Raw genomic sequence first — 20,728 nt, forward strand, 5'->3', positions numbered from 1 at the left:
ATGAAAGGAAGACGGCTCTCAACGACAATTAATCGGAATTTCAAACCAACACCCAATGGGGAACAAAAATGGAAAATGGTATGAAAAAATATCTCGCACTTGCTTCGATCCTCCTCGGCGCTTCAGCGTTGAGCACGCCCGCGCTCGCGGACCAGAAAATTGGCTTGCTCGGTGGGATCACCGGCGGTACTGCGGCTCTCGCGCCGGAGATCATGAAGTCCTATGAGTTCACCGTTAAACAAATCAACGATCAGGGTGGAATCCTCGATGGCGAGAAGCTCGTAGGTGTGATTGCCGACGATGGTTGCAGCCCGCAGATCGGCGCAGACGCGGCAGGAAAACTTGTGAATGTATCCGGGGTGATCGCTCTGATTGGGCCTTGGTGCTCAGGCGCGACGATCGCTGCTGCCAACCAGGTCGCGATCCCAGCCGGCGTGCTCCTCGTGTCGCCCAACGCTACGTCTCCCGCCATCACAGCACTCAAAGACAATGATACTGTGTTTCGAACAATGGCGTCGGATTCCTACCAGGGCGCAGTCTTGGCCCGCACGCTGCTTGAGCGCAATGTCAAGAAGATCGCTGTTTCCTATCTCAACAACGACTATGGTAAGGGGTTTGCCGAATCCTTCAAGGCCGAATACGAAGCGAAGGGCGGCGAAATCGCTGGTTATGCTGCTCACGAAGAGAACAAGCCTTCATATCGGTCGGACCTAGCCGAACTCGCTAAGGGTGGTGCCGATACGATGCTCCTGATTGATTACGGTGCAACGTCTGGCTTGACGGTCATGCGTGAGACAATCGAGAATGGGTTCTTTGAGCATATCTACGGTGGCGAAGGCATGCGAGACCCTGCATTGATTAAGGTCATCGGCGCCGACAATCTTGCGAATTTCCTTGTGTCCTCACCAATCGGAGAGGAGTCGGATTCCCTGAAGTGGTTCAATGAGGAATTCAAGAAGGCAGGCGGCGATCCGACTGCTTTCTCGGTGACAAACGCCTATGATGCGGTATTCATGGTGGCGTTGGCGATTGAACATGCTAAGGGCGACAAGTCGAAGCTTTCGACGTCACTGCGCTCGATCTCCGATGGAAAAGGAGAGCTTGTTTCAGCGAGTGAGTGGAAGAAGGCGAAGGAGCTTATCAAGGCCGGTAAGGACATAGATTATCAGGGAGCATCGGGTAGCCTAGACTTCGATAAGGATGGTGACGTTCCTGGTAGCTATGGTCTCTACAAGGTTGGCGCTGGCGGCTACGAATTCGTGCAAAAGATGCAGTAAGTACGTGCAGGTGCCCGGCTGTGTCGGGCACCTTCTCGGTCTCTACATCGGTGTAAGACGAGTTACCTTAAAGTCAGGCGATTTCGGCCTCGACTTGATGCTATGATATAATATTTGGCTTCGGTCCGCTGTGTGATGTCCAGCCTTAGTGAACTGCGAAAACATCACCTCGTAAAGCACGGCTATCGCTCGATCCCTTGAGATCGAGATCATTCGGAGTTTCGAAAGCCCTATGTTGGCGAACGGAACAGTGGAGATGCGCAGCTACACCACTTCAATTGGTGCCATGGATCACGAGTTGATCCGAAACTCTATCCACCCACACGAGATGATCAACAAAGCGCTGTGGCTACGTCGCAATCCACTCATCTCACCGCACGCATTCGGGTTTTTGGTTAGCCACTTTCAATAAGTCTCCGCTACCAAGTTCGGCCACGCAGTTTGCGATAGTAAAAAATAACCATATAGGTGATATCGAACTAGTCAGGACGCCGCACAATTACTGAGAAACCGAAAGATGCATCTGGAGAGTTTCCTTCAATCCGTCCAGGTCGTAGATTTGTAAAAGTCCCAAAATACGGACATGCTCATCGTAAACTTTCTCGAGTTGGCCCGAAGACATTTCTATTGTGCGGACTACCCGATCATATCTTGATCTCATTGATCTATAAGCGTCCACAAGTACTTCATTCCCGCTCATTTCAATTATTGCGCAATGTAACTGCCAATCTAGCGCGATGAACTCTAATTGATCGTCTTGAGATAAGGCAGTTTTCATTCGCCGCATTTTTTCGATGAGTTCGCCCATAACCGGCGGGACTGGAATACGTTCACGGCAGATAATTTCCAGAACGCCTCCTTCTATTAGCATTCGAGCTTCGAACAAGCCCTGAAGTTCTTGTACACTCGCCTGTCTGACCAAGGCTCCTTTTCGTGGGACAAGATCGATGTACCTCTCTGCCTTCAACATGTGGAAGGCCTCTCGGATTGGGGTGCGTGAAACGCCTATACGTCGCGCGATTTCCTCCTCTTCGATAAAGGCACCGCCAGAGAATTCCCCAGTGAGAATAGCTCGGCGAACATACTCGTAAACGCGTTCTCGCGTCGGGCGCTCTGAAGGGGTGCTTCGTAGCTGCCCTGCTTTTCCGTCCGCGCCCATAGTAGTATCAGGCTCTGCGGCTCGTCCCTGCCGGTTGAAAGCAGCCATTAATATCCAAAGTCCTTTTAGTCGGCGACGATCTCAGGTCGTGCCTTGATATACACACTTAGTGTCTACGACGAGTGTTACGTTTTGTGCCAGCCTCATTTGCAGGGCCGTCACTGCGGCCGGTAGCTTCTGTCGAAGCTGCCTTACGCGACATTTACTTCTGCCTGCGAAAGAGTTTGGGCTTAGATCGAACTTAAGATTGTTCAAGTGATCAGAGAATGTTCAGCAAGGTTGCGGGTTAATCAATCTCCGATTGTTGACAAATGGATTGCGGTTTCACTTCTCGTTATGGCCAGGTCCGTTGCGGAAGATGACTACTTGCTGCACTTGCCGTCGTCCTCAGAGAAGTGTTTCGTCCGCTTACTAAGATGCTCATCCTTCATTCTCTGTTGCTCTTGGCCTCCGATTTCATGGCGCTTTAGTGCACCTAGCACACTTGCATTGGAACGCTGGCGAACAGTGAGGCGCGGTGTCACTGAAGAGCTTAACGACGCTAGTTGTGGCAAGCCTGACCCGCGTCCAGTTCCACGTGTCGCGTACCATTGAGGCATATCAAAGAACAAAAAAAATGACAATGCAAATCCGTCACGTATACGTGACGTGCACAATATGGCAGAGATTCTTGGCGACTATGGGGGGCTTTCCGCCAAAAACGCTCTCCTAAATCTAACGTGGTTCTGGTGCTTTCAGACGAAAGCGCGCGATTATTCAACGCGCTCGCATGGCGTCTATAACCTGAAATATAGACACGAATACCTGCTAAACCTTGGATTTTGGTGTCATTTTCCAGCCTATTCGCTGCTATCGAGCTATTAATCCGCGATCCTAGGTGCTCGTTAAAAATCCCATCCTCGTCTCTTTTTCGAGACGGTCTGAACTGACCGCCGTGGAAAATATCAGTTGACACATTGTATCAAACGCTGTCATTACGGATACATGACGTACACACGAAGAATTTTGAATGAGGCGCGGAACAGATATGGCGACTGAACTCTCTGATGAGGTGCGACTTAGCCATCTCCCCTCGGCCTTTGCCATGACAGCTCTCAAGGGCAATCCCGTCATCATGATCGCTATGGGAAGCCAAGAGAACCAAGGTCCTCACGCGCCAATGGGTGACTATCTGTTGGCGGAAAGCATCGCGCTCGAGGCTGCGCGGCGCGCACGCGCGGTGGGAGTGATCGCGTACGTAGCGCCCGTTATTCCGTACGGCGCTGACGATTTTTTCAGAAAGTCCATTGGTGGGCTAGTTGTTGAGCCTCAAACCTTCACCGCTCTTCTCAATGATATTGTGATGTCACTGATTGGCAACGGATTGACCAATATCATTCTCCTTAATGGTCACGGCGGCAACTCAGCGCCGATCGCTGAAGTCACTAAGAGTATTTACCGCAAAGAGGGCATTCTGATCCCCAATCTCTACCTGTGGGAGGTAGCATATAACCTTCTGGTTGAGGAGGCAGGCGCAGATGCAGCCAAAGCACGCGGAGGCCACGGCGCAGATCCTCTTGGTAGCGTGGGTCTACATTTGCTTCCAGAGACTTACCATGAGCAGTACGTTCCCAAACAACGCAATATGAATCCGGACCCAGTCCTGGGTTTGGATTTTATTATGTTGGGCAAGGCTCGGCTTGGGAAGGTAACCGTCGGTATGCCTAGCGATTTCACTGAGATTCATAATGACGGAATGGGAGGTGGTGACCCCAACTTATGTGATGCGGAAACCGGTAAGGTTTTAGTTGATGAGATCTGCATCGCAATCATCGAGCTCGCGAAGCGCATGAGCCAAGTCAGAACGAAGCCTTAGTCGTTAAGTCGAAGTGAGGGAGCCGGCACGAGGTTCTCTAGCGTTCGCCGTAAATAAGGCACGTCCTAAATTCTGCATTGACCAAAAGTGAGAGTGTACGATGACAGCAAAGTACGAGCGCGGTCCTAAACCTAACCCCCTCAGCGGTGAAGTTCTGGACCTTTTGTCCCAGTGCGAAGTCGCAACCATCGGTCACTGGCGCCAGTGGGGTTTCTGCGATCGAAGAATTCAGCCTCTCCTGGGTCAGCGCCGGGTTGTTGGGCGAGCGATAACGGTCTCTATTCCAGCCTCTTGTTCTTTGATGCTCCAATATGCAGTCGACACGCTGGAGGCTGGCGATATTTTGCTAGTTGATCGGCTGGGCGACGATCGTTTCGCATGTTGGGGTGGTGGACTAACCATCGCAGTCAAAGCGGCAGGAGCTGTTGCCGGTGTCGTAGACGGCCCCTGCACTGATCTTGAAGAAATCAGGGAGTCCGACTTTCCCGTCTGGTGTACTGGGATGTCTCCTATCACTACACGGCGAGACGATCTAGGCGGACGACTGAACTTCGCGGCATCGATCGGCGGGGTGGTTGTTACCCCGGGGGACTATGTTCTTTGCGACGAGACGGGTGTGCTGGTCCTGCCGCCTGGCGACGCAGAGAATGAAGCACGCCGCGCGATTTCGATGCAGCACGACGTGCTAAAAGCGCAAGAGCGCATTAAGCATGGCGAGAAACTTTCTGAAATATTTGGGATCAAGGCCAAAATCGACGCCGCCTTATAAGCCGTCCTATCAGTCCGCGAAGAATGATTCGCAGCAGATCTCAGCAACGTAAGTTTAAGCCCCCTCATCGGATATCAAGTAATGAAGATCTATCGATGGGCCAATTAGAGATGGGAAGTGACATGTACTCTGGGCCGATTATCGACGCGCATCATCATCTCTGGGATGTGTCCATGGGTCGTCATCCTTGGCTTTTCCCCAAGGAGGGAGCGAGCAATCTAGCTAACCTTGCTGAAATCGCTAAGGATTACTTGGTCGAGCATTATTCTCGGGATGTGTCGGGCCACAATATTGTTGGGTCAGTCCATATCGAAGCATTGTGGTCTGGCGATCCTGTTGATGAGACCCGTTGGCTCGAATCGTTGGACAAGACGGACAATATCGCGACTAGATACGTAGCGGCAGCGCCACTCGGGAAGCCCGAAGCGTCGCGCGTGATTGAGGAGCAAGCCCGGTTCAAAAGAGTGATTGGTATTCGGTCGGTTCTAAGTCACCACCCAAATCCCGCAAGGTCTTTCATATCCGATCCAAATCTCGCCTACTCCCCAGAGTGGCGCCGTGATGTTTCTACCGTACAAAGCTGCGGACTCCACCTTGAACTGATGATGTTTCCTTACCAGGCTCAAGCAGTCTATGATCTGGGCGTTGCATTTCCGGACATGCCAATAATCATAAATCATTGTGGCAGCCCAATCGATCGGGATGAAGAGGGAATGCGAAGGTGGCGGGACGGGCTGAAACGCATTTCCGAGCTTCCGAACCTGGCTCTCAAAATCTCGAATCCTGGAGCATACGATCCCGAGTGGACCTTTCATAGCATCGGCGACGTCGCAAGATTCTGCATAGAATGTTTTGGTGTCGAACGGACGATGTTCGGAAGTGATTATCCGGTTTCGCGCCGTCGAATGACATTCGAGCAAATATACCACGCTTTCAAACTATCTGTCGTGGATATGTCATTGGAAGAACAACGTAAGCTTTTTCACGACAACGCGCAAAAGTTCTACCGGTTCTAACTTGCCCGTTTCCGATGCGTTTACCGTGAACCAACACACGAGGACAGTCCTATGAATGTTGAAATCGAAAACTGGCTCGCTGAGAACCTAAACCAGTTAGTTGCTATTCGTCAGGATATTCATGCACATCCTGAGCTGGGCTTGGAAGAGTTCAGGACTTCGAAACTGGTAGCTGCGGCACTGCGTAAAGCTAATGTCGAAGTCACAGAAGGGGTTGGTGGAACCGGCGTCGTTGGTGTTATTCGTGGTACCCGCTCAGGTCAACGCTCGATAGGTCTGCGAGCCGATATGGACGCGCTTCCGATTATCGAACAAACGGAACTGCCATACGCCTCCCAGAACGCGGGTTGCATGCATGCATGCGGTCATGATGGCCATACCACCATGCTTCTCGGTGCAGCTCTCTATCTGGCGCAGAACCGTGATTTTGCTGGTACCGTCAATTTTATCTTCCAACCAGCAGAGGAAGGGCGAGGCGGCGCAAATGCAATGATGGCTGATGGCCTATTTGACCGCTTCCCTTGCGAGCACATCTATGGACTTCACAACCGACCTGGTATTCCCGTAGGTGTGATGAGTGGTCGTTCAGGTGCATCAATGGCCGCAGCTGACTTTTGGGAGGTTCGGTTCCGAGGGGCCGGTGGCCATGGAGGTGTCGCACCTCACCTGACGAATGATGTTACTTATGCACAGGCCCAATTCGTTCTGGGCTTACAAGGGATAGTCGGCCGGTCGCTTCCACCTCTAGAAACGGGGGTAATAAGTGTAGGCTATGTCCATGGCGGCTCAAATGGCGCAGCTAGCGTTGTCCCATCTGAATTGGTTCTAGGCGGCACCACTCGTAGTTTCAGTGCAGAGACCCGTGACGTGATCGAAACGAGAATGTCGGAACTCGCCGATCTTACTGCGAAGACTTGGGGCTGCCGCGCAGAATTCAAGTTCAACAGGCTTACGAGCGTACTCATAAACGCTGAGTTGCCGTATGCGGTCGCTTCGGGTGCCGCAGCCAGCACTGTTGGCGAAGACAACTACAAAGACAATCTATTTAGATCATGTGGCGGTGAGGACTTTGCAAATATGCTGGAGGTCCGACCAGGTGCATTTCTATGGATTGGAAACGGCTCCAATCCAGATGGCTCCGTGAATGGACTGCACACCCCCCTCTATAACTTCAACGACGAGATCATCCCCATCGGCGTCAAATATTGGGTTCGCCTCGCACTTGATGAGCTCGGGACACCTGAGAGCTCAACGCAGTAGCAATTAACTTCATCAAAACCTGCACTCTAAACCTGACGGAGACGCATACATGTTGAAAGTTCCTCATCTTCCTAAAGCGGTAATCCTTGCTGCCCTTGCTGCCCTTGCTGCTGTGCCGGTTCCGGCCTTTGCGCAAGAGGTGCCGATGACAAAGTTTAATCAGCGAATTCAAGATTCGCTGCCGAGTAACATCAAAAGTGCTGGTAAGTTGCGCCTCGTGGCGACCATGTTGCCTCCGTATGCATACCTCAAGGAAGATGGGAAAACCCTTCAGGGTTTGAACGTCGATATGACCGAACAGTTCAAATCGATTCTGGGGATTGATGTGACTGTTGATATCGCCCCCACGATCGCCGATATCGCGACGGGGTTCTCCTCTGGTCGTCATGATGCGAGCATTGCACCCTTGTCGGATCTCCCTGCGACACAAAAAAGTTTTGACTTCGTCGACTGGCTTGCTGAATATGTCGTGTTTCTAGTGCCGGCCGGTAATCCCAAGGCCATTAGCTCCCTTGAGTCTACGTGCGGCAAGAAAATCGCTACGCTCCAAGGTGGTACGGCCGAGAAAGTCATCATAAAGGCCAGCGAAGACTGTGTTGCGGCGGGAGCCGAGAAAGTACAGATCAGCACATTTGCAGATCAAAATACCGCAGTGCTCTCGTTGAAGTCAGGGCGTACCGATGCGGCATTTGCCTCTCAGATTCCCCTGTCCTACTACGTGCAGCAAGCGCCAGGAAGTCTTGAGCTCGCCGGAGCCAACCAACTGAACGGTTTCCCGGAGTTCTGGATTGGTGGCTACACGCCGAAGGGCTCTCCTCTGACATCGGTAATGCTCGAAAGCTTCAAAGCCATGAAGGAATCGGGCGCCTACGATGCACTTCTTAAAAAATATGGCATCGAGAAAAACGCACTGAAAACGTTCGGCATCAATCTCGCGACAGCGAAGTAAGCGCTGCTCGTTACACTTCAGACTGGAAGGATTGCTGTGAACATATCTCTGACAAAAGTCGACGTGGCCACTGCCCGTCATCGAAGCCGACCCTGGCAATGGCTTGCGACGATAGTCGTTTTAACTATCGCAATCGCCGTTGTATGGCTGTTTGCAGTCAATCCTACCGTCGAGTGGGACCTTATAGCACACTATTTTCTCTTCCCGAGTATTCTCGAGGGGCTTGTAACGACATTGTGGCTCACTGCGGCCGCAATGGCCATCGGTACTGTCGGCGGGGTTATCCTCGCCGCTTGTCGGTTGTCCCCGAATTGGTTACTGCGCGCCATCGCCGGGTCATACGTCTGGTTCTTCCGAGGTACACCACTGATAGTACAGCTTATCTTTTGGTATAATATCGCCATCTTCATACCACGCATCACAATCGGCGTTCCCTTCACCGAACTCGTACTGGTAGATTCGTCCACCAACGATTTAATCGTTCCCCTGATGGCCGCGTTGCTCGGGTTGGCATTGAACGAAGCTGCCTATATGTGCGAGGTCGTTCGTGGAGGTTTGCAATCTGTTTCACCGGGTCACGCGGAGGCGGCTGCTTCGCTTGGACTGTCTTCGCGTCAGTCGTTCATGCAGATCATATTGCCACAGGCAATGAGGGCCATAATACCACCAACTGGCAACCAAGTTATCACTCTTCTGAAGGGGACATCACTGGTCTCTGTGATGGCGGTATACGATCTATTCTACTCGGCTCAAGCGATCTACACAACGAATGGCAAAGTCATTCCGCTTCTGATCGTTGCAAGCTTCTGGTATCTCATCATCACTTCCGTGCTCTATGTGTTGCAATCCCGGATCGAGAAGCGTTTCGGACGCGGTTTCGTTCGTCGTACGATGAAGAAGGATGCACCCGAAAAGTCTCCAGACAACGAGGAATCAGCAAAATGAGCAAGCCCACCACCCCTATTGTGCGGGCAGAAAATGTCAGCAAATTCTTCGGAAACTTGCAGGTGCTTCGCGACGTTAGCCTGGACGTATATCCTGGTGAAGTTATGGTTCTGATCGGGCCTTCTGGTGCCGGGAAATCTACCTTCCTACGCACCATCAATCAGCTGGAAAGCATTGATAGCGGCGCGCTCTATGTCTGCGATGAACTCGTTGGCTACGAGGTTATCGACGGTCGGGTTTTTCATCGGAGCAAAGCCGATATTACCCGTCAACGCCGCCGGCTTGGCATGGTGTTCCAACAGTTTAATCTATTCCCGCACATGACCGCGTTGCAGAATGTCACTCACGCACCGGTCAACGTACGTCGTGTCAAGTCCATCGAAGCGGTAAAGCAGGCGATGGCATTGCTTGATCGTGTAGGACTTGCTGATCACGCCAGTCGGTATCCTTCAGAACTTTCTGGCGGGCAGCAGCAGCGGGTCGCCATTGCCAGAGCACTCGCGATGGAACCAGAGGTTTTGCTTTTCGATGAGCCGACATCTGCGCTCGATCCAGAACTTGTTGAAGAGGTGCTCCGCGTTATTCGAGATCTCTCTGCGCAAGGGCAGACTATGATGCTAGTCACACATGAGATGTCGTTCGCTAGAGACGTCGCCGATCGGATCGTATTCATGGCAGATGGTGCAATTCAGAAAGTGGGAACGCCGCAGCAGGTGTTTGAGGACAATGACAATCCCCGCCTTAGGACATTCCTGCGGGCGATCGGAAACTCCTGAACAAAAAGCGTTTGTAGGGTGAAAGACATAGATGGCGAGCGAGGTTAATCCCCTTAGCTACCACAGTGGCGTGGCGGCAATGCCTCGGTTTTCGTAAGTAAGTAAAGCCGTTGGGAAAGTTGACGCGATTATACGAAAGTTGGTGAATGTGCGCAAGTTCCTGTCTTTACCCTTGGTCGGGGTCAAATAACGAACGGAAGCTGGCGAACAGCCTCTGTCCAAGCCACCGATATTTACAGGCACTCGCTTCTCCTTGACCAGTCATTAAAAATTGAGAAAGTGGGTGTGTGCAGAGCAACTCAGGTTGGACGTCTCGATCGTCGGTCATCAGGAAAGAGATTATTACGATGATCTGCGACCTGTATACGTGCTGTGGTGCGATGAAACCCAAACCAAGCTTTACGGCGAAGCCGACTTGTCGGAATTCCCTGCATTTACCGATAGGGCATTCTGCCTCCTCTTGCGCGATTTGTGCGAAGTGGCGCTTGATAACGGCATTGACACGCTGATTTCCAATTACGAACCGACATGAAAAGTATCTATTAGAAGGCTGGCGCCGAGTTGAATGAGCTGGGCCGAGCGGACGGATATGGCCGCGGACCGGTTTGTTGCGAGACATTCGAAGTCTCCGAACGCGTATCGCGGCGAATGCGTGCCAAGCTTGGAAACGTCGAGCCGATCTATCGGAAACCTACATTGTAGCAAAACATCCCGATGACCAACGGAACGCCGAACCACAGCGCAGCCGTGGACAACCTCGTGACGGCGCCTCGCGTCGTCGTGGCGCAATCGAAGCAACGCAATCCCGCTCTTCAGTAATGGCGTCCTGGCCCAAGTCCGGATCTTCCACGATCAACCCGCAAGGGGTCCGCTAGCAAGCTGCGGCCGCTCGGCTACGCCGTCGCGGTGATCGCGCCCGTCCTCAGGCCTCTTGAGGAGCCATCGAGCGGGAATTGGCCCGCTCCCGGATGGAGCCACTCAAATGTCGCAGGACCTTTCACTCGCAAACTCTCACGCATTCCAGCTTTCCCGTGACCTCATGGTCCCGGTCACCGTCTTCGAGGTCGACGGTGAATACGGCGTCCTGCCCTCCGACGAGATCGACGCAAGCGACGACCTCGACATCCTGCATGAGTTCTTGCCTTGGCCGGCTCATTGAGCCGGAAACTGCCGTTCCGGGTGCCGCTGGCGACCTGCCGGCGGCAAGGGAAGCTCCGCCGCGGGCGGTGCAAATTTGCACCTTGCTTCCCGCGCCCTTGCCCCCTCTGCTCTTCGCGGCTGCCGGGAAATGTCCCGCCAATCATGCGGGGAGTTAAATCGAGGAGCGATCGGAAAAATCATGAAGAGAGAAGAAATCGAAAAAATCCGCGAGGCCGTCAGCTGCGCCGCCGTGCTCGAGCAGGCCGGTTTCGCACTCGATACTAAGGAAAGCACGCGGCGGGCGGTGAAGTTCCGCAGAGGATCGGAGATCGTCATCGTTACGCATGACGGCCGCGGTTGGTTCGATCCGCTGAGCGAGGACAAGGGTGACGTGTTCACCCTTGTCGCCCTACTCGCGCATCTGTCATTTCCAGACGCCGTCGATCGCGCTGGCGAATTGATCGGCTATCAGGCGGCGCCTGTGGTCTGGAAAAAGGCCTCGACCAACTCCGAACCCGTGGACCTGACCACCCGTTGGCAAGCGCGCCGCTTCCCGGGGGCGGGTTCTGGCGCCTGGCGCTATCTCTGCTGGACGCGGGCGATCCCGACCTCGATCCTTCGTGCTGCCATTAGTCAGGGCCTCATGCGGGAGGGGCCGTTCGGGAGCATGTGGGCGGCCCACCGGGACAATTCCGGATCGGTGGTGGGCTGGGAGGAGCGCGGGCCCGACTGGCGCGGGTTTTCGACGGGCGGCAACAAAGTTCTCTTTCGCTTGGGGCGAGATGATGCTCTCCGACTTTGCGTCACAGAGGCGGCCATCGATGCGATGAGCCTTGCCGCTATCGAGGGCCTGCAGGATGGCAGCCTTTATCTTAGCACTGGTGGCGGTTGGTCGCCTCGAACCGAGGCGGCCTTGGTCGACCTGCTTGCTCGCCCGGAAGCCCTTCTCGTCTGTGCAACCGATGCCAACCGGCAGGGCGATACCTTTGCTCAACGACTTCAGGCTCTGGCCGCGCAGCACAATCGTCGATCGGTACGCCTGCGGCCACTGCTGGAGGATTGGAACGAGGTCCTGAAAGATAAGAAAAGAGAAAAAGCCAGAGATGAGAATGAAGAGAGGCGTGCCGCATCGCCATCGACCGCATCAAGGGAAGCTTCGCCCGGCTGAAGCCGGCCCTTGACCCGGCCGACGGGCAAGCCGGCGTTCCGGAAGGCGTCATGAGGGACTGAAAGGAGTTGATCGAAGCGGTCATCATCTGGTCCCAAAACCCTGAAGGAGCCAGAGATGAACACCGTTTCCCCGATCCGCAAAATCTTTGAAGGCGTTGCAACGCGCCCGCAAATGTTCCGCCTTTTCGATCGACATAACCAGCGCCCCGACCGGTGGCAGACCGACTCAGCACCGTTCTATTCCGGTGAGTGGTTCGAAATCGACGAATATCTCTATGACTACATGCTGAACATCCTGCCGCCGCTGTGGATGCGTGGCCCGATCTTCGCGCTGCGTGAATTTCTGACAGGTTCGATCACCAGCGTCTTCTTCGCGCTCAGGATCGACGGGAAGACCAGATACTTCCACGGCTATTGCGATCTCTCCGATACGAGCTCGGTCGAGACGATGCGGGCGGCGATCTTCGAGCGCGAGACGCAGCCTGTTCGCGCCATGAGCCGCGAGGAGCGGCTCGAGCATATCTGGAGCAGCACCGCAGACGCCTATCGCGGCCATGCCGGCGATCGCTTTCCACCGGGAGTGAAGGGTCGGCGCACAGTGATGCTGTGGAGCACCGCCAGAGGCACGATCCTGAAGCTCCTGGACGATCTCACCGATACCGAGATCGCAGCAAAGCTGCCCGTTCACATGCGGCATCTGCCCGGCATCGCGGCTTAATCGCCGCCCATTCCCAAACTTCTCCGGCCTTCTCGACCTGCCCGCCACGACGGGTGGTCGATGGCGCACGCCCGAAAAGGAGCGCTCCTCATGAGCAATGATCCGTTCACCTTCGACATGTTTGGCAGCTCGGCACTGTCGTCCGGCCTCGGTCTCGGCGTCACCGCCTTTGGCGGTTTCGATACCGTCGCAGCCAATGATGACGATCCCGATCCCACGCCGCCGGCCCCTGCCCCGGCGCTGCCGGTGGCCACAGCGCCGAAGCGCGTAACTGGCCAGCGCCAGAACTACGTGCTGACGGAAGAACGCGGCCTCGGCATTTCCTGGAAGGATCGCGCACGCGCCAATGTCGCGGCGATTCTGGTCGCGGATGGCATTACCAAGCAAGAACGGTCAGCGACCGAGAAGGAACAGGCTCAGCTGATCCGCTTCACTGGCTTCGGCGCTTCGGAACTTGCCAATGGCATGTTCCGCCGGCCGGGCGAGGTCCACTTCCGTGACGGCTGGGACGCACTCGGATCGTCGCTCGAAACCGCAGTCTCGGAAGCCGATTATGCCTCGCTGGCCCGCTGCACGCAGTATGCGCATTTCACGCCGGAATTCATCATCCGCGCGATCTGGTCCGGGATCCACCGGCTCGGCTGGCGCGGCGGCCGGGTGCTTGAGCCGGGCATTGGGACGGGTCTCTTCCCTGCCCTTATACCTCAAGACTATCGGGAGACCGCCTATGTCACCGGGATCGAGCTCGATCCGGTCACGGCGCGCATCGTCCGCTTGCTGCAACCGCGGTCTCGGATCATCGAAGGCGATTTTGCCCGCACGGACCTGGCGCCGATCTACGATCTCGCCATCGGCAACCCGCCCTTTTCCGATCGCACGGTTCGTTCCGACCGAGCCTATAGGTCGCTCGGCTTGCGGCTGCATGACTATTTCATCGCTCGCTCGATCGACTTGCTGAAGCCTGGCGCGTTGGCTGTGTTCGTCACCTCGCACGGCACTATGGATAAGGCCGACACGACCGCCCGCGAGCACATCGCCAAATCCGCCGACCTGATCGCAGCAATCCGCCTGCCTGAAGGCAGCTTTCGCCGCGACGCCGGCACAGATGTCGTCGTCGACATTCTCTTCTTCCGCAAGCGCAAGACCGGCGAACCCGAAGGCGACCAGACATGGCTCGATGCCGATGAGGTGCGATCGGCCGCGGACGATGAGGGAGCTATTCGGGTGAACCGGTGGTTCGCGCACCATCCGGATTTCGTGCTCGGCACCCATGCTCTTACCTCCGGGCGATTCGGTGGGACCTACACATGCCGGCTCCGCGCCGACGTGGATCTCGCCACCGCCCTCGCGGGGGTGATCGATCTTCTTCCGGCCGGGCTATATGACGGTGAGCCGACCCCGATCGACATCGATCTGGAGGACGAACTCGCCGAGATCGTCGATCTCCGACCGAAAGACAGCCCAGTCCGCGAAGGCAGCTTTTTCATCGACCGAGCCAAAGGCCTGATGCAGCTGCTGGACGGTTCGGCCGTTCCTATCGCCGTGCGCAAGGGCCGCTCCGGCGATGGCATCCCGGAAAAGCATATCCGGATCGTCTCGAAGCTCATCCCGATCCGCGACGCCGTCCGGGAAGTGCTGAAGGCGCAGGAGACCGATCGACCGTGGCGCGATCTTCAGGTGCGGCTCCGCCTCGCCTGGTCGGCCTTCGTCCGCAACTTCGGTCCCATAAACCACACCACAGTCTCGGTTCAGGAGGACCTTGAGACCGGCGAGGTCAAGGAAACCCATCGCCAGCCGAACCTTGCGCCGTTCCGCGACGATCCGGATTGCTGGCTGGTGGCCTCGATCGAGGACTATGACCTGGAGACCGACACGGCAAAGCCCGGTCCGATATTCAGCTCCCGCGTGATCGCTCCGCCGATGTCGCCGGTCATCACCAATGCGGCAGATGCATTAGCGGTCGTCCTTAACGAGCGAGGGCACGTCGATCTCGATCATATCGCCGAACTGCTGCATTATGACGTCGTAAAAGTCATCGAAACGCTCGGCGACGAGGTGTTTCAGGATCCTGCCAGCGGTATCTGGCAGACCTCGGACGCCTATCTCTCTGGCTCAGTCCGCACCAAGCTCATCGCCGCGCAGGCGGCGGCAGAGCTCGATCCGGTCTACGAGCGGAATGTCCGCGCCCTGACCGATGTCCAGCCGGCCGACCTTCGGCCATCGGATATTACCGCCCGTCTCGGCGCCCCATGGATCCCGGCGGCGGACGTTGTCGCCTTCGTGAAGGAGAGGATGGAGGCCGAGATCCGCATCCACCACATGCCGGAACTCGGCTCCTGGTCGGTGGAAGCGCGCCAGCTTGGCTGCTCCGCAGCCGGCACATCTGAATGGGGCACGAGCCGCCGGCATGCCGGCGAGCTGCTCGCCGATGCGCTGAACAGCCGTGTCCCGCAGATCTTCGACGTGTTCAAGGATGTCGATGGCGAACGACGCGTGCTCAATGTCGTCGACACCGAGGCTGCGCGCGACAAGCTGCAGCGGATCAAGCAGGCGTTTCAGGACTGGGTCTGGACCGATCCCGACCGCACCGACCGGCTGGCGCGGGATTATAACGACCGCTTCAACAACATCGCCCCGCGAAAATTCGACGGCTCCCATCTGAAACTTCCCGGCGCCTCAGGCGCCTTCACTCTTTATGGGCATCAGAAACGCGGCATCTGGCGCATCATCGCCGATGGCTCGACCTATCTCGCTCATGCCGTCGGCGCCGGCAAGACGATGACGATGGCAGCCGCGATCATGGAACAACGCCGGCTCGGGTTGATCGCCAAGGCGATGCTGGTCGTGCCCGGCCATTGCTTGGCGCAGGCGGCGCGCGAATTTCTGGCGCTTTATCCAAACGCTCGAATTCTCGTCGCCGACGAGACCAACTTCACCAAGGATAAACGCGCCCGCTTCCTGTCGCGGGCTGCCACCGCGACGTGGGACGCAATCATCATCACCCATTCGGCGTTCCGCTTCATCGCTGTGCCGTCTGCTTTCGAACAGGCGATGATCCAGGATGAGCTGCAGCTCTACGAGGATCTTCTGACCAAGGTCGATAGCGAGGACCGCGTCTCGCGCAAGCGGCTCGAGCGGTTGAAGGAGGGCTTACAGGAGCGGCTCGAGGGACTTGCTACCCGCAAGGACGATCTTCTGACCATCTCGGAGATCGGTATCGACCAGATTGTCGTCGACGAGGCGCAGGAATTCCGCAAGCTGTCCTTTGCCACCAACATGTCGACGCTCAAGGGCATCGATCCGAATGGCTCGCAGCGCGCCTGGGATCTCTATGTGAAGTCCCGCTATGTCGAGACGAAGAACCCAGGTCGGGCGTTGGTGCTCGCCTCCGGCACCCCGATCACGAATACCCTCGGCGAGATGTTCTCGATCCAGCGCCTGCTCGGCCACGAAGCGCTCCATGAACGCGGTCTGCACGAGTTCGATGCCTGGGCGTCCTGCTTTGGTGATACGACGACCGAGCTGGAGATCCAACCCTCCGGCAAATACAAGCCGGTCAGCCGCTTCGCTTCTTTCGTCAACGTGCCGGAACTGATCGCCATGTTCCGTTCGTTTGCCGATGTGGTCATGCCGGATGACCTTCGTCAGTATGTGAGGGTGCCGAACCTGTCGACCGGCCGCCGGCAGATCCTGACGGCCAAGCCGACGGCGCTGTTCAAGACCTATCAGCAGACGCTGGACACCCGGATCAAGGCGATCGAAAAGCGCGAGGGACCAGCCAAGCCAGGTGACGACATCTTGCTCTCCGTCATCACCGATGGCCGCCATGCGGCGATCGACTTGCGCTTCGTCATGCCGGCCGCCGGGAACGAGGATGAAAACAAGCTCAATCTGCTGATCCGCAATGCGCATCGGATCTGGCAGGAGACGGGCGACGCCATCTATCGCCGCCCCGACGGCAAGGACTTCGATCTGCCGGGGGCCGCACAGATGATCTTTTCCGATCTCGGCACGATCAATGTCGAAAAGTCCCGCGGCTTCTCGGCCTATCGGTTCATCCGCGATGAGCTTGTCCGGCTCGGCGTGCCGGCGGGCGAGATCGCCTTCATGCAGGATTACAAGAAGACCGAGGCCAAGCAGAGGCTGTTCGGCGATGTCCGCGCCGGCAAGGTGCGCTTCCTGATCGGCTCATCCGAGACGATGGGCACCGGCGTCAACGCGCAGCTTCGGCTGAAAGCCCTCCATCATCTCGACGTGCCGTGGCTGCCGTCTCAGATCGAGCAGCGCGAGGGCCGGATCGTCCGCCAGGGTAACCAGCACGACGAAGTCGATATCTTTGCCTATGCGACCGAAGGCTCGCTCGACGCCTCTATGTGGCAGAACAACGAGCGCAAGGCCCGGTTCATCGCGGCTGCCCTTTCGGGCGACACCTCGATCCGCAGGCTGGACGATGTCGGAGAAGGGGCCGCCAACCAGTTCGCAATGGCCAAGGCGATCGCCTCCGGCGACGAACGGTTGATGCAAAAGGCGGGGCTGGAAGCCGACATCGCACGGCTCGAACGCCTCCGTGCCGCGCACGAGGATGATCAATATGCGGTTCGCCGGCAGATGCGTGATGCCGAACGCGAGATAGAGGTCTCGACCCGACGTATCGTTGAAGTCGGTCAGGACATCGAGCGCTTGCAGCCCACATCCGGCGACGCCTTCAGCATGACCGTGCTCGGCCAATACCATACCGAGCGCAAGGAGGCAGGCCGAACCCTGATGAAGGAGATCCTTACCCTTCTCCAGCTGCAGCAGGATGGCGAGGTTCACTTGGCGATGATCGGCGGCTTCGATCTCGTTTATGAAGGCGAGCGTATCGGAAAGGGTGATGGCTATCGCTACCAGACCCTCCTCCAGCGCACCGGCGCCGAATACGAGATCGACCTGGCCATCACCGTGACACCGCTCGGCGCGATCTCGCGACTGGAGCATGGTCTCGATGGGTTCGAGGAGGAGCAACGTCGTTATCAACAGCGTCTGGAGGACGCAGAAAGGCGACTGAGGTCGTATCGGTCGCGAGATGGCGGCTCCTTTACGTTCACTGGCGAGTTGGCAAAGAAAAGGCGCCAATTGCGTGAAATCGAAGCTCAGCTGGCAGTCGACATCGACATTGAGGACAAGGCGGTGGCTGCATAAGGCCGGCCCAAGAAGTCCTCCACTTTCAAGATACTTGCCTTGCACACCTGAAGGGCCGCGGTTTTCCGTCGGCCCTTTCTTATTGACTCGGATGCACTGCGCACCGGACAGAAGCACATCTAACGGCGTGTGCGTGCCGCCAGCAGTGCGAAAGCTATCAGAACAACGGCTGCGATTGCGAAGTGGCCGCTCGCGGATGCCTCCATTCCCAGCAGCTTTATGGACAGGTAGTCGATTGGATCTTTCACGGCGCACCTCTCAGCAAAAAAATAAGCGCGCTGCCTTGCTGCCGCATATCGCCTGAGGCGACGTTTCGCGCAAGAAATCCCATTTCTCGGCGAAAAGCGTGGTCTTTAAAGACCCTTCAAGACGGGTTCAAAAGGCATTCAAAGGGGCTTCAAAGGAAAAATGCGCTTTAAACCTCAAACGCTGAATTATTTTCCTACAATAAAAAGGAGGTTTGGAAAGAGAGAATGAAAACAGAGAGATATCGGTCGCAGGTCGGTCCTCCTGTCGCCGCGATCGCTCAACCGCCGCCTGCGCGATCCCGGTCGCTCGTCCATCGCAGGGCTGAGGCCCCGCTTGTCCTTCCCGTCAGGGATGCTCGGCCTCAGTTGCGGCAGTCCGGCCGCCCCGCGGTCCGGGAGGTGTCTTCGGAAAGAAGTGAAGACAGGAAGGGCTGGCAAGGCGCCGGCTCGCTGAACTCCCGAAAGGACTTCTCCCATGCAAATCATGAAGGTCGATCCCCGAGCGTTGAAGGAAAACCCCGACCGCATGCGCCAGACGAAGTCGTCGCCCCAGGCAGATGCGTTGATGCTTGCCACGATCAAAGCCGTTGGGATCGTTCAGCCGCCGATCGTTGCCCCAGAAACGGGGGGCGGCAATGGCTACATCATCGATGCAGGCCACCGCCGGGTGCGCCTTGCGATCGCCGCCGGCCTCGAAGAGATCGAGATCCTGGTTGTCGATGCCGCTAACGACAACGGGGCCATGCGCTCGATGGTCGAAAACAGCGTTCGTGAGGCTTTAAATCCCGTCGACCAATGGCGTGGCATCGAGCGGCTCGTCGCTCTCGGCTGGACCGAAGAAGCGATCGCTGTCGCTCTCGCCCTTCCCGTCCGCCAGATCCGAAAGCTGCGGCTGCTGGCCAACGTCCTGCCGGCGATGCTCGAGCAGATGGCACTCGGCGACATGCCCTCCGAACAGCAGCTGCGGATCATCGCCGCCGCGGGCGAAGTCGAGCAGAAGGAGGTGTGGAAGGCACACAAGCCGAAGAAGGGCGACACCGCGGCCTGGTGGTCGATCGCCAACTCGCTGACGAAAAAGCGCATGTATGCAAAGGATGCCAGCTTCGGCGACGATCTTCGCGAGGCCTATGGCATCGAATGGGTGGAAGACCTCTTCGCACCGGCCGATCAGGATAGCCGCTACACGACCAATGTTGAGGGCTTTCTTGGCGCCCAGCATGAATGGATGACGTCAAACCTTCCGAAGCGCGGCGCCATCGTCGAGGTGAACACCTGGGGCCAGCCGGAACTGCCGAAGAAGGCGAGCCAGGTCTACGGCAAGCCCTCCAAGTCCGACCACACGGGCGTCTATCTCGACCGCGATGGCAAGGTCCAGACTGTCCACTACCGCATGCCGGAGGCAGCGAAGCCGAATGGCGGCACGACGCCGGGTACGGTCGGCTCTATAGATGATGAGAGCGTCGCAACGCCGAAGGCACGCCCTGATGTCACGCAGAAGGGGCAGGACATGATCGGTGATTTCCGCACGGACGCCCTTCACGATGCCCTCAGCCACGCACCGATTGAGGACGACATGCTGATGGCGCTGCTTGTACTCGCTTTCGCTGGGTTGAATGTCCGGGTCGATTCCGGCGCCGGCGGTGCGCTCTATGGCGGCGCCCGCTTCGGCCGCCACGCGGCTCGGCTATTCAGCGAGGATGGCAGGCTCTCGTTTGACATGGATACGCTGCGGGCTTCGGCGCGGGCAGCTCTGATCGATGTTCTGTCGTGCCGTCGCGGCATGTCGAACAGCGGCGTGGTCTCGCGTGTCGCAGGCGATGCGATCGGCGCGGATAGCTACCTGCCGAACATGGGTTCGGAGGACTTCCTCGCATCCCTGTCGCGCCAGGCGCTCGAAGCCGTTGCCAAGGATGCCGGGCTCGAGCCGCGGGCGCGCGTTCGCGAAACCCGGTTGGCTCTCGTCACCCACTTCGAGGGCGAGGCGAAGCTCGTCCATCCGTCTGCCTTGTTCGCGCCGGAGCCAGCTGACGTTTCTGCCATCCTCAAGCATCTCGACCAGGAGGAAGGCTCGCAGGAGGAGGTCGAGGCGCCGGATGGGAGTGCCACCGGCATCGACGCCGAGAATGAGGATGCCGACCACGGTCTCAGTGGCTCCAATTTGGACAATGCCGATGATGATGATGAGGCGACGCTTGACGATCACGAGACCGCTTACGGGATCGCGGCTGAATAGCCGCAAACCTCTTCAGATCACGCTTTGCTCCG

The 20,728-nt window shown here is 56.9% G+C and carries 15 protein-coding genes; 14 read left to right on the forward strand and 1 reads right to left on the reverse strand.

What is annotated here, in order from left to right; translation table 11 throughout:
- Positions 1-80: 80 nt before the first annotated feature.
- Complete coding sequence (locus tag AC27VQ_RS21825; protein WP_488717947.1) at positions 81-1,277, forward strand: ABC transporter substrate-binding protein; 1,197 nt, start codon at positions 81-83, stop codon at positions 1,275-1,277.
- Between the two features lie 499 nt (positions 1,278-1,776).
- On the opposite strand, the gene AC27VQ_RS21830 is transcribed toward AC27VQ_RS21825, so the two are convergent.
- Positions 1,777-2,484 (reverse strand): GntR family transcriptional regulator, encoded by a 708-nt coding sequence (locus tag AC27VQ_RS21830; protein WP_488717948.1) that lies wholly within the window; start codon positions 2,482-2,484, stop codon positions 1,777-1,779.
- A gap of 979 nt (positions 2,485-3,463) precedes the next feature.
- On the opposite strand from AC27VQ_RS21830, the gene AC27VQ_RS21835 reads away from it, so the two are divergent.
- From AC27VQ_RS21835 to AC27VQ_RS21895, 13 genes are all read left to right on the forward strand, one after another.
- Entirely contained in the window at positions 3,464-4,291 is an 828-nt protein-coding gene (locus tag AC27VQ_RS21835) for a creatininase family protein (protein WP_488717949.1), read from the forward strand.
- Between the two features lie 100 nt (positions 4,292-4,391).
- On the forward strand, positions 4,392-5,060 hold the full coding sequence (locus tag AC27VQ_RS21840) for an RraA family protein (protein WP_488717950.1): 669 nt from the start codon (positions 4,392-4,394) through the stop codon (positions 5,058-5,060).
- A gap of 122 nt (positions 5,061-5,182) precedes the next feature.
- Complete coding sequence (locus tag AC27VQ_RS21845) at positions 5,183-6,076, forward strand: amidohydrolase family protein (RefSeq protein WP_488717951.1); 894 nt, start codon at positions 5,183-5,185, stop codon at positions 6,074-6,076.
- A gap of 51 nt (positions 6,077-6,127) precedes the next feature.
- The gene (locus AC27VQ_RS21850; protein ID WP_488717952.1) at positions 6,128-7,336 is read left to right on the forward strand and encodes an amidohydrolase; all 1,209 of its coding nucleotides are present in this window, start codon (positions 6,128-6,130) and stop codon (positions 7,334-7,336) included.
- A gap of 49 nt (positions 7,337-7,385) precedes the next feature.
- The gene (locus AC27VQ_RS21855; protein ID WP_488717953.1) at positions 7,386-8,285 is read left to right on the forward strand and encodes a transporter substrate-binding domain-containing protein; all 900 of its coding nucleotides are present in this window, start codon (positions 7,386-7,388) and stop codon (positions 8,283-8,285) included.
- Positions 8,286-8,348: 63 nt separating this feature from the next.
- The gene (locus AC27VQ_RS21860; protein WP_488717954.1) at positions 8,349-9,230 is read left to right on the forward strand and encodes an amino acid ABC transporter permease; all 882 of its coding nucleotides are present in this window, start codon (positions 8,349-8,351) and stop codon (positions 9,228-9,230) included.
- Positions 9,227-10,006 carry an amino acid ABC transporter ATP-binding protein gene (locus tag AC27VQ_RS21865; RefSeq protein WP_488717955.1) on the forward strand — a complete coding sequence of 260 codons (780 nt, stop codon included), beginning with the start codon at positions 9,227-9,229 and terminating at the stop codon, positions 10,004-10,006. The genes AC27VQ_RS21860 and AC27VQ_RS21865 overlap by 4 nt, the downstream gene beginning before the upstream one ends.
- 304 nt (positions 10,007-10,310) lie before the next feature.
- Complete coding sequence (locus AC27VQ_RS21870) at positions 10,311-10,538, forward strand: hypothetical protein (protein WP_488717956.1); 228 nt, start codon at positions 10,311-10,313, stop codon at positions 10,536-10,538.
- Between the two features lie 450 nt (positions 10,539-10,988).
- Complete coding sequence (locus AC27VQ_RS21875; protein ID WP_488717957.1) at positions 10,989-11,165, forward strand: hypothetical protein; 177 nt, start codon at positions 10,989-10,991, stop codon at positions 11,163-11,165.
- 180 nt (positions 11,166-11,345) lie between these two features.
- Positions 11,346-12,314: a DUF3991 and toprim domain-containing protein gene (locus AC27VQ_RS21880; protein ID WP_488717958.1), complete on the forward strand. Its 969-nt coding sequence runs from the start codon at positions 11,346-11,348 to the stop codon at positions 12,312-12,314.
- A gap of 117 nt (positions 12,315-12,431) precedes the next feature.
- Positions 12,432-13,034, forward strand: a complete 603-nt coding sequence (locus AC27VQ_RS21885; RefSeq protein WP_488717959.1) for a DUF1419 domain-containing protein — start codon at positions 12,432-12,434, stop codon at positions 13,032-13,034.
- Between the two features lie 90 nt (positions 13,035-13,124).
- On the forward strand, positions 13,125-18,215 hold the full coding sequence (locus tag AC27VQ_RS21890; protein WP_488717960.1) for a DEAD/DEAH box helicase family protein: 5,091 nt from the start codon (positions 13,125-13,127) through the stop codon (positions 18,213-18,215).
- Between the two features lie 723 nt (positions 18,216-18,938).
- Complete coding sequence (locus AC27VQ_RS21895; protein ID WP_488717961.1) at positions 18,939-20,696, forward strand: ParB N-terminal domain-containing protein; 1,758 nt, start codon at positions 18,939-18,941, stop codon at positions 20,694-20,696.
- Positions 20,697-20,728 lie beyond the last annotated feature (32 nt).

It is taken from the genome of Shinella sp. 20P9.1.1 (assembly GCF_057798995.1).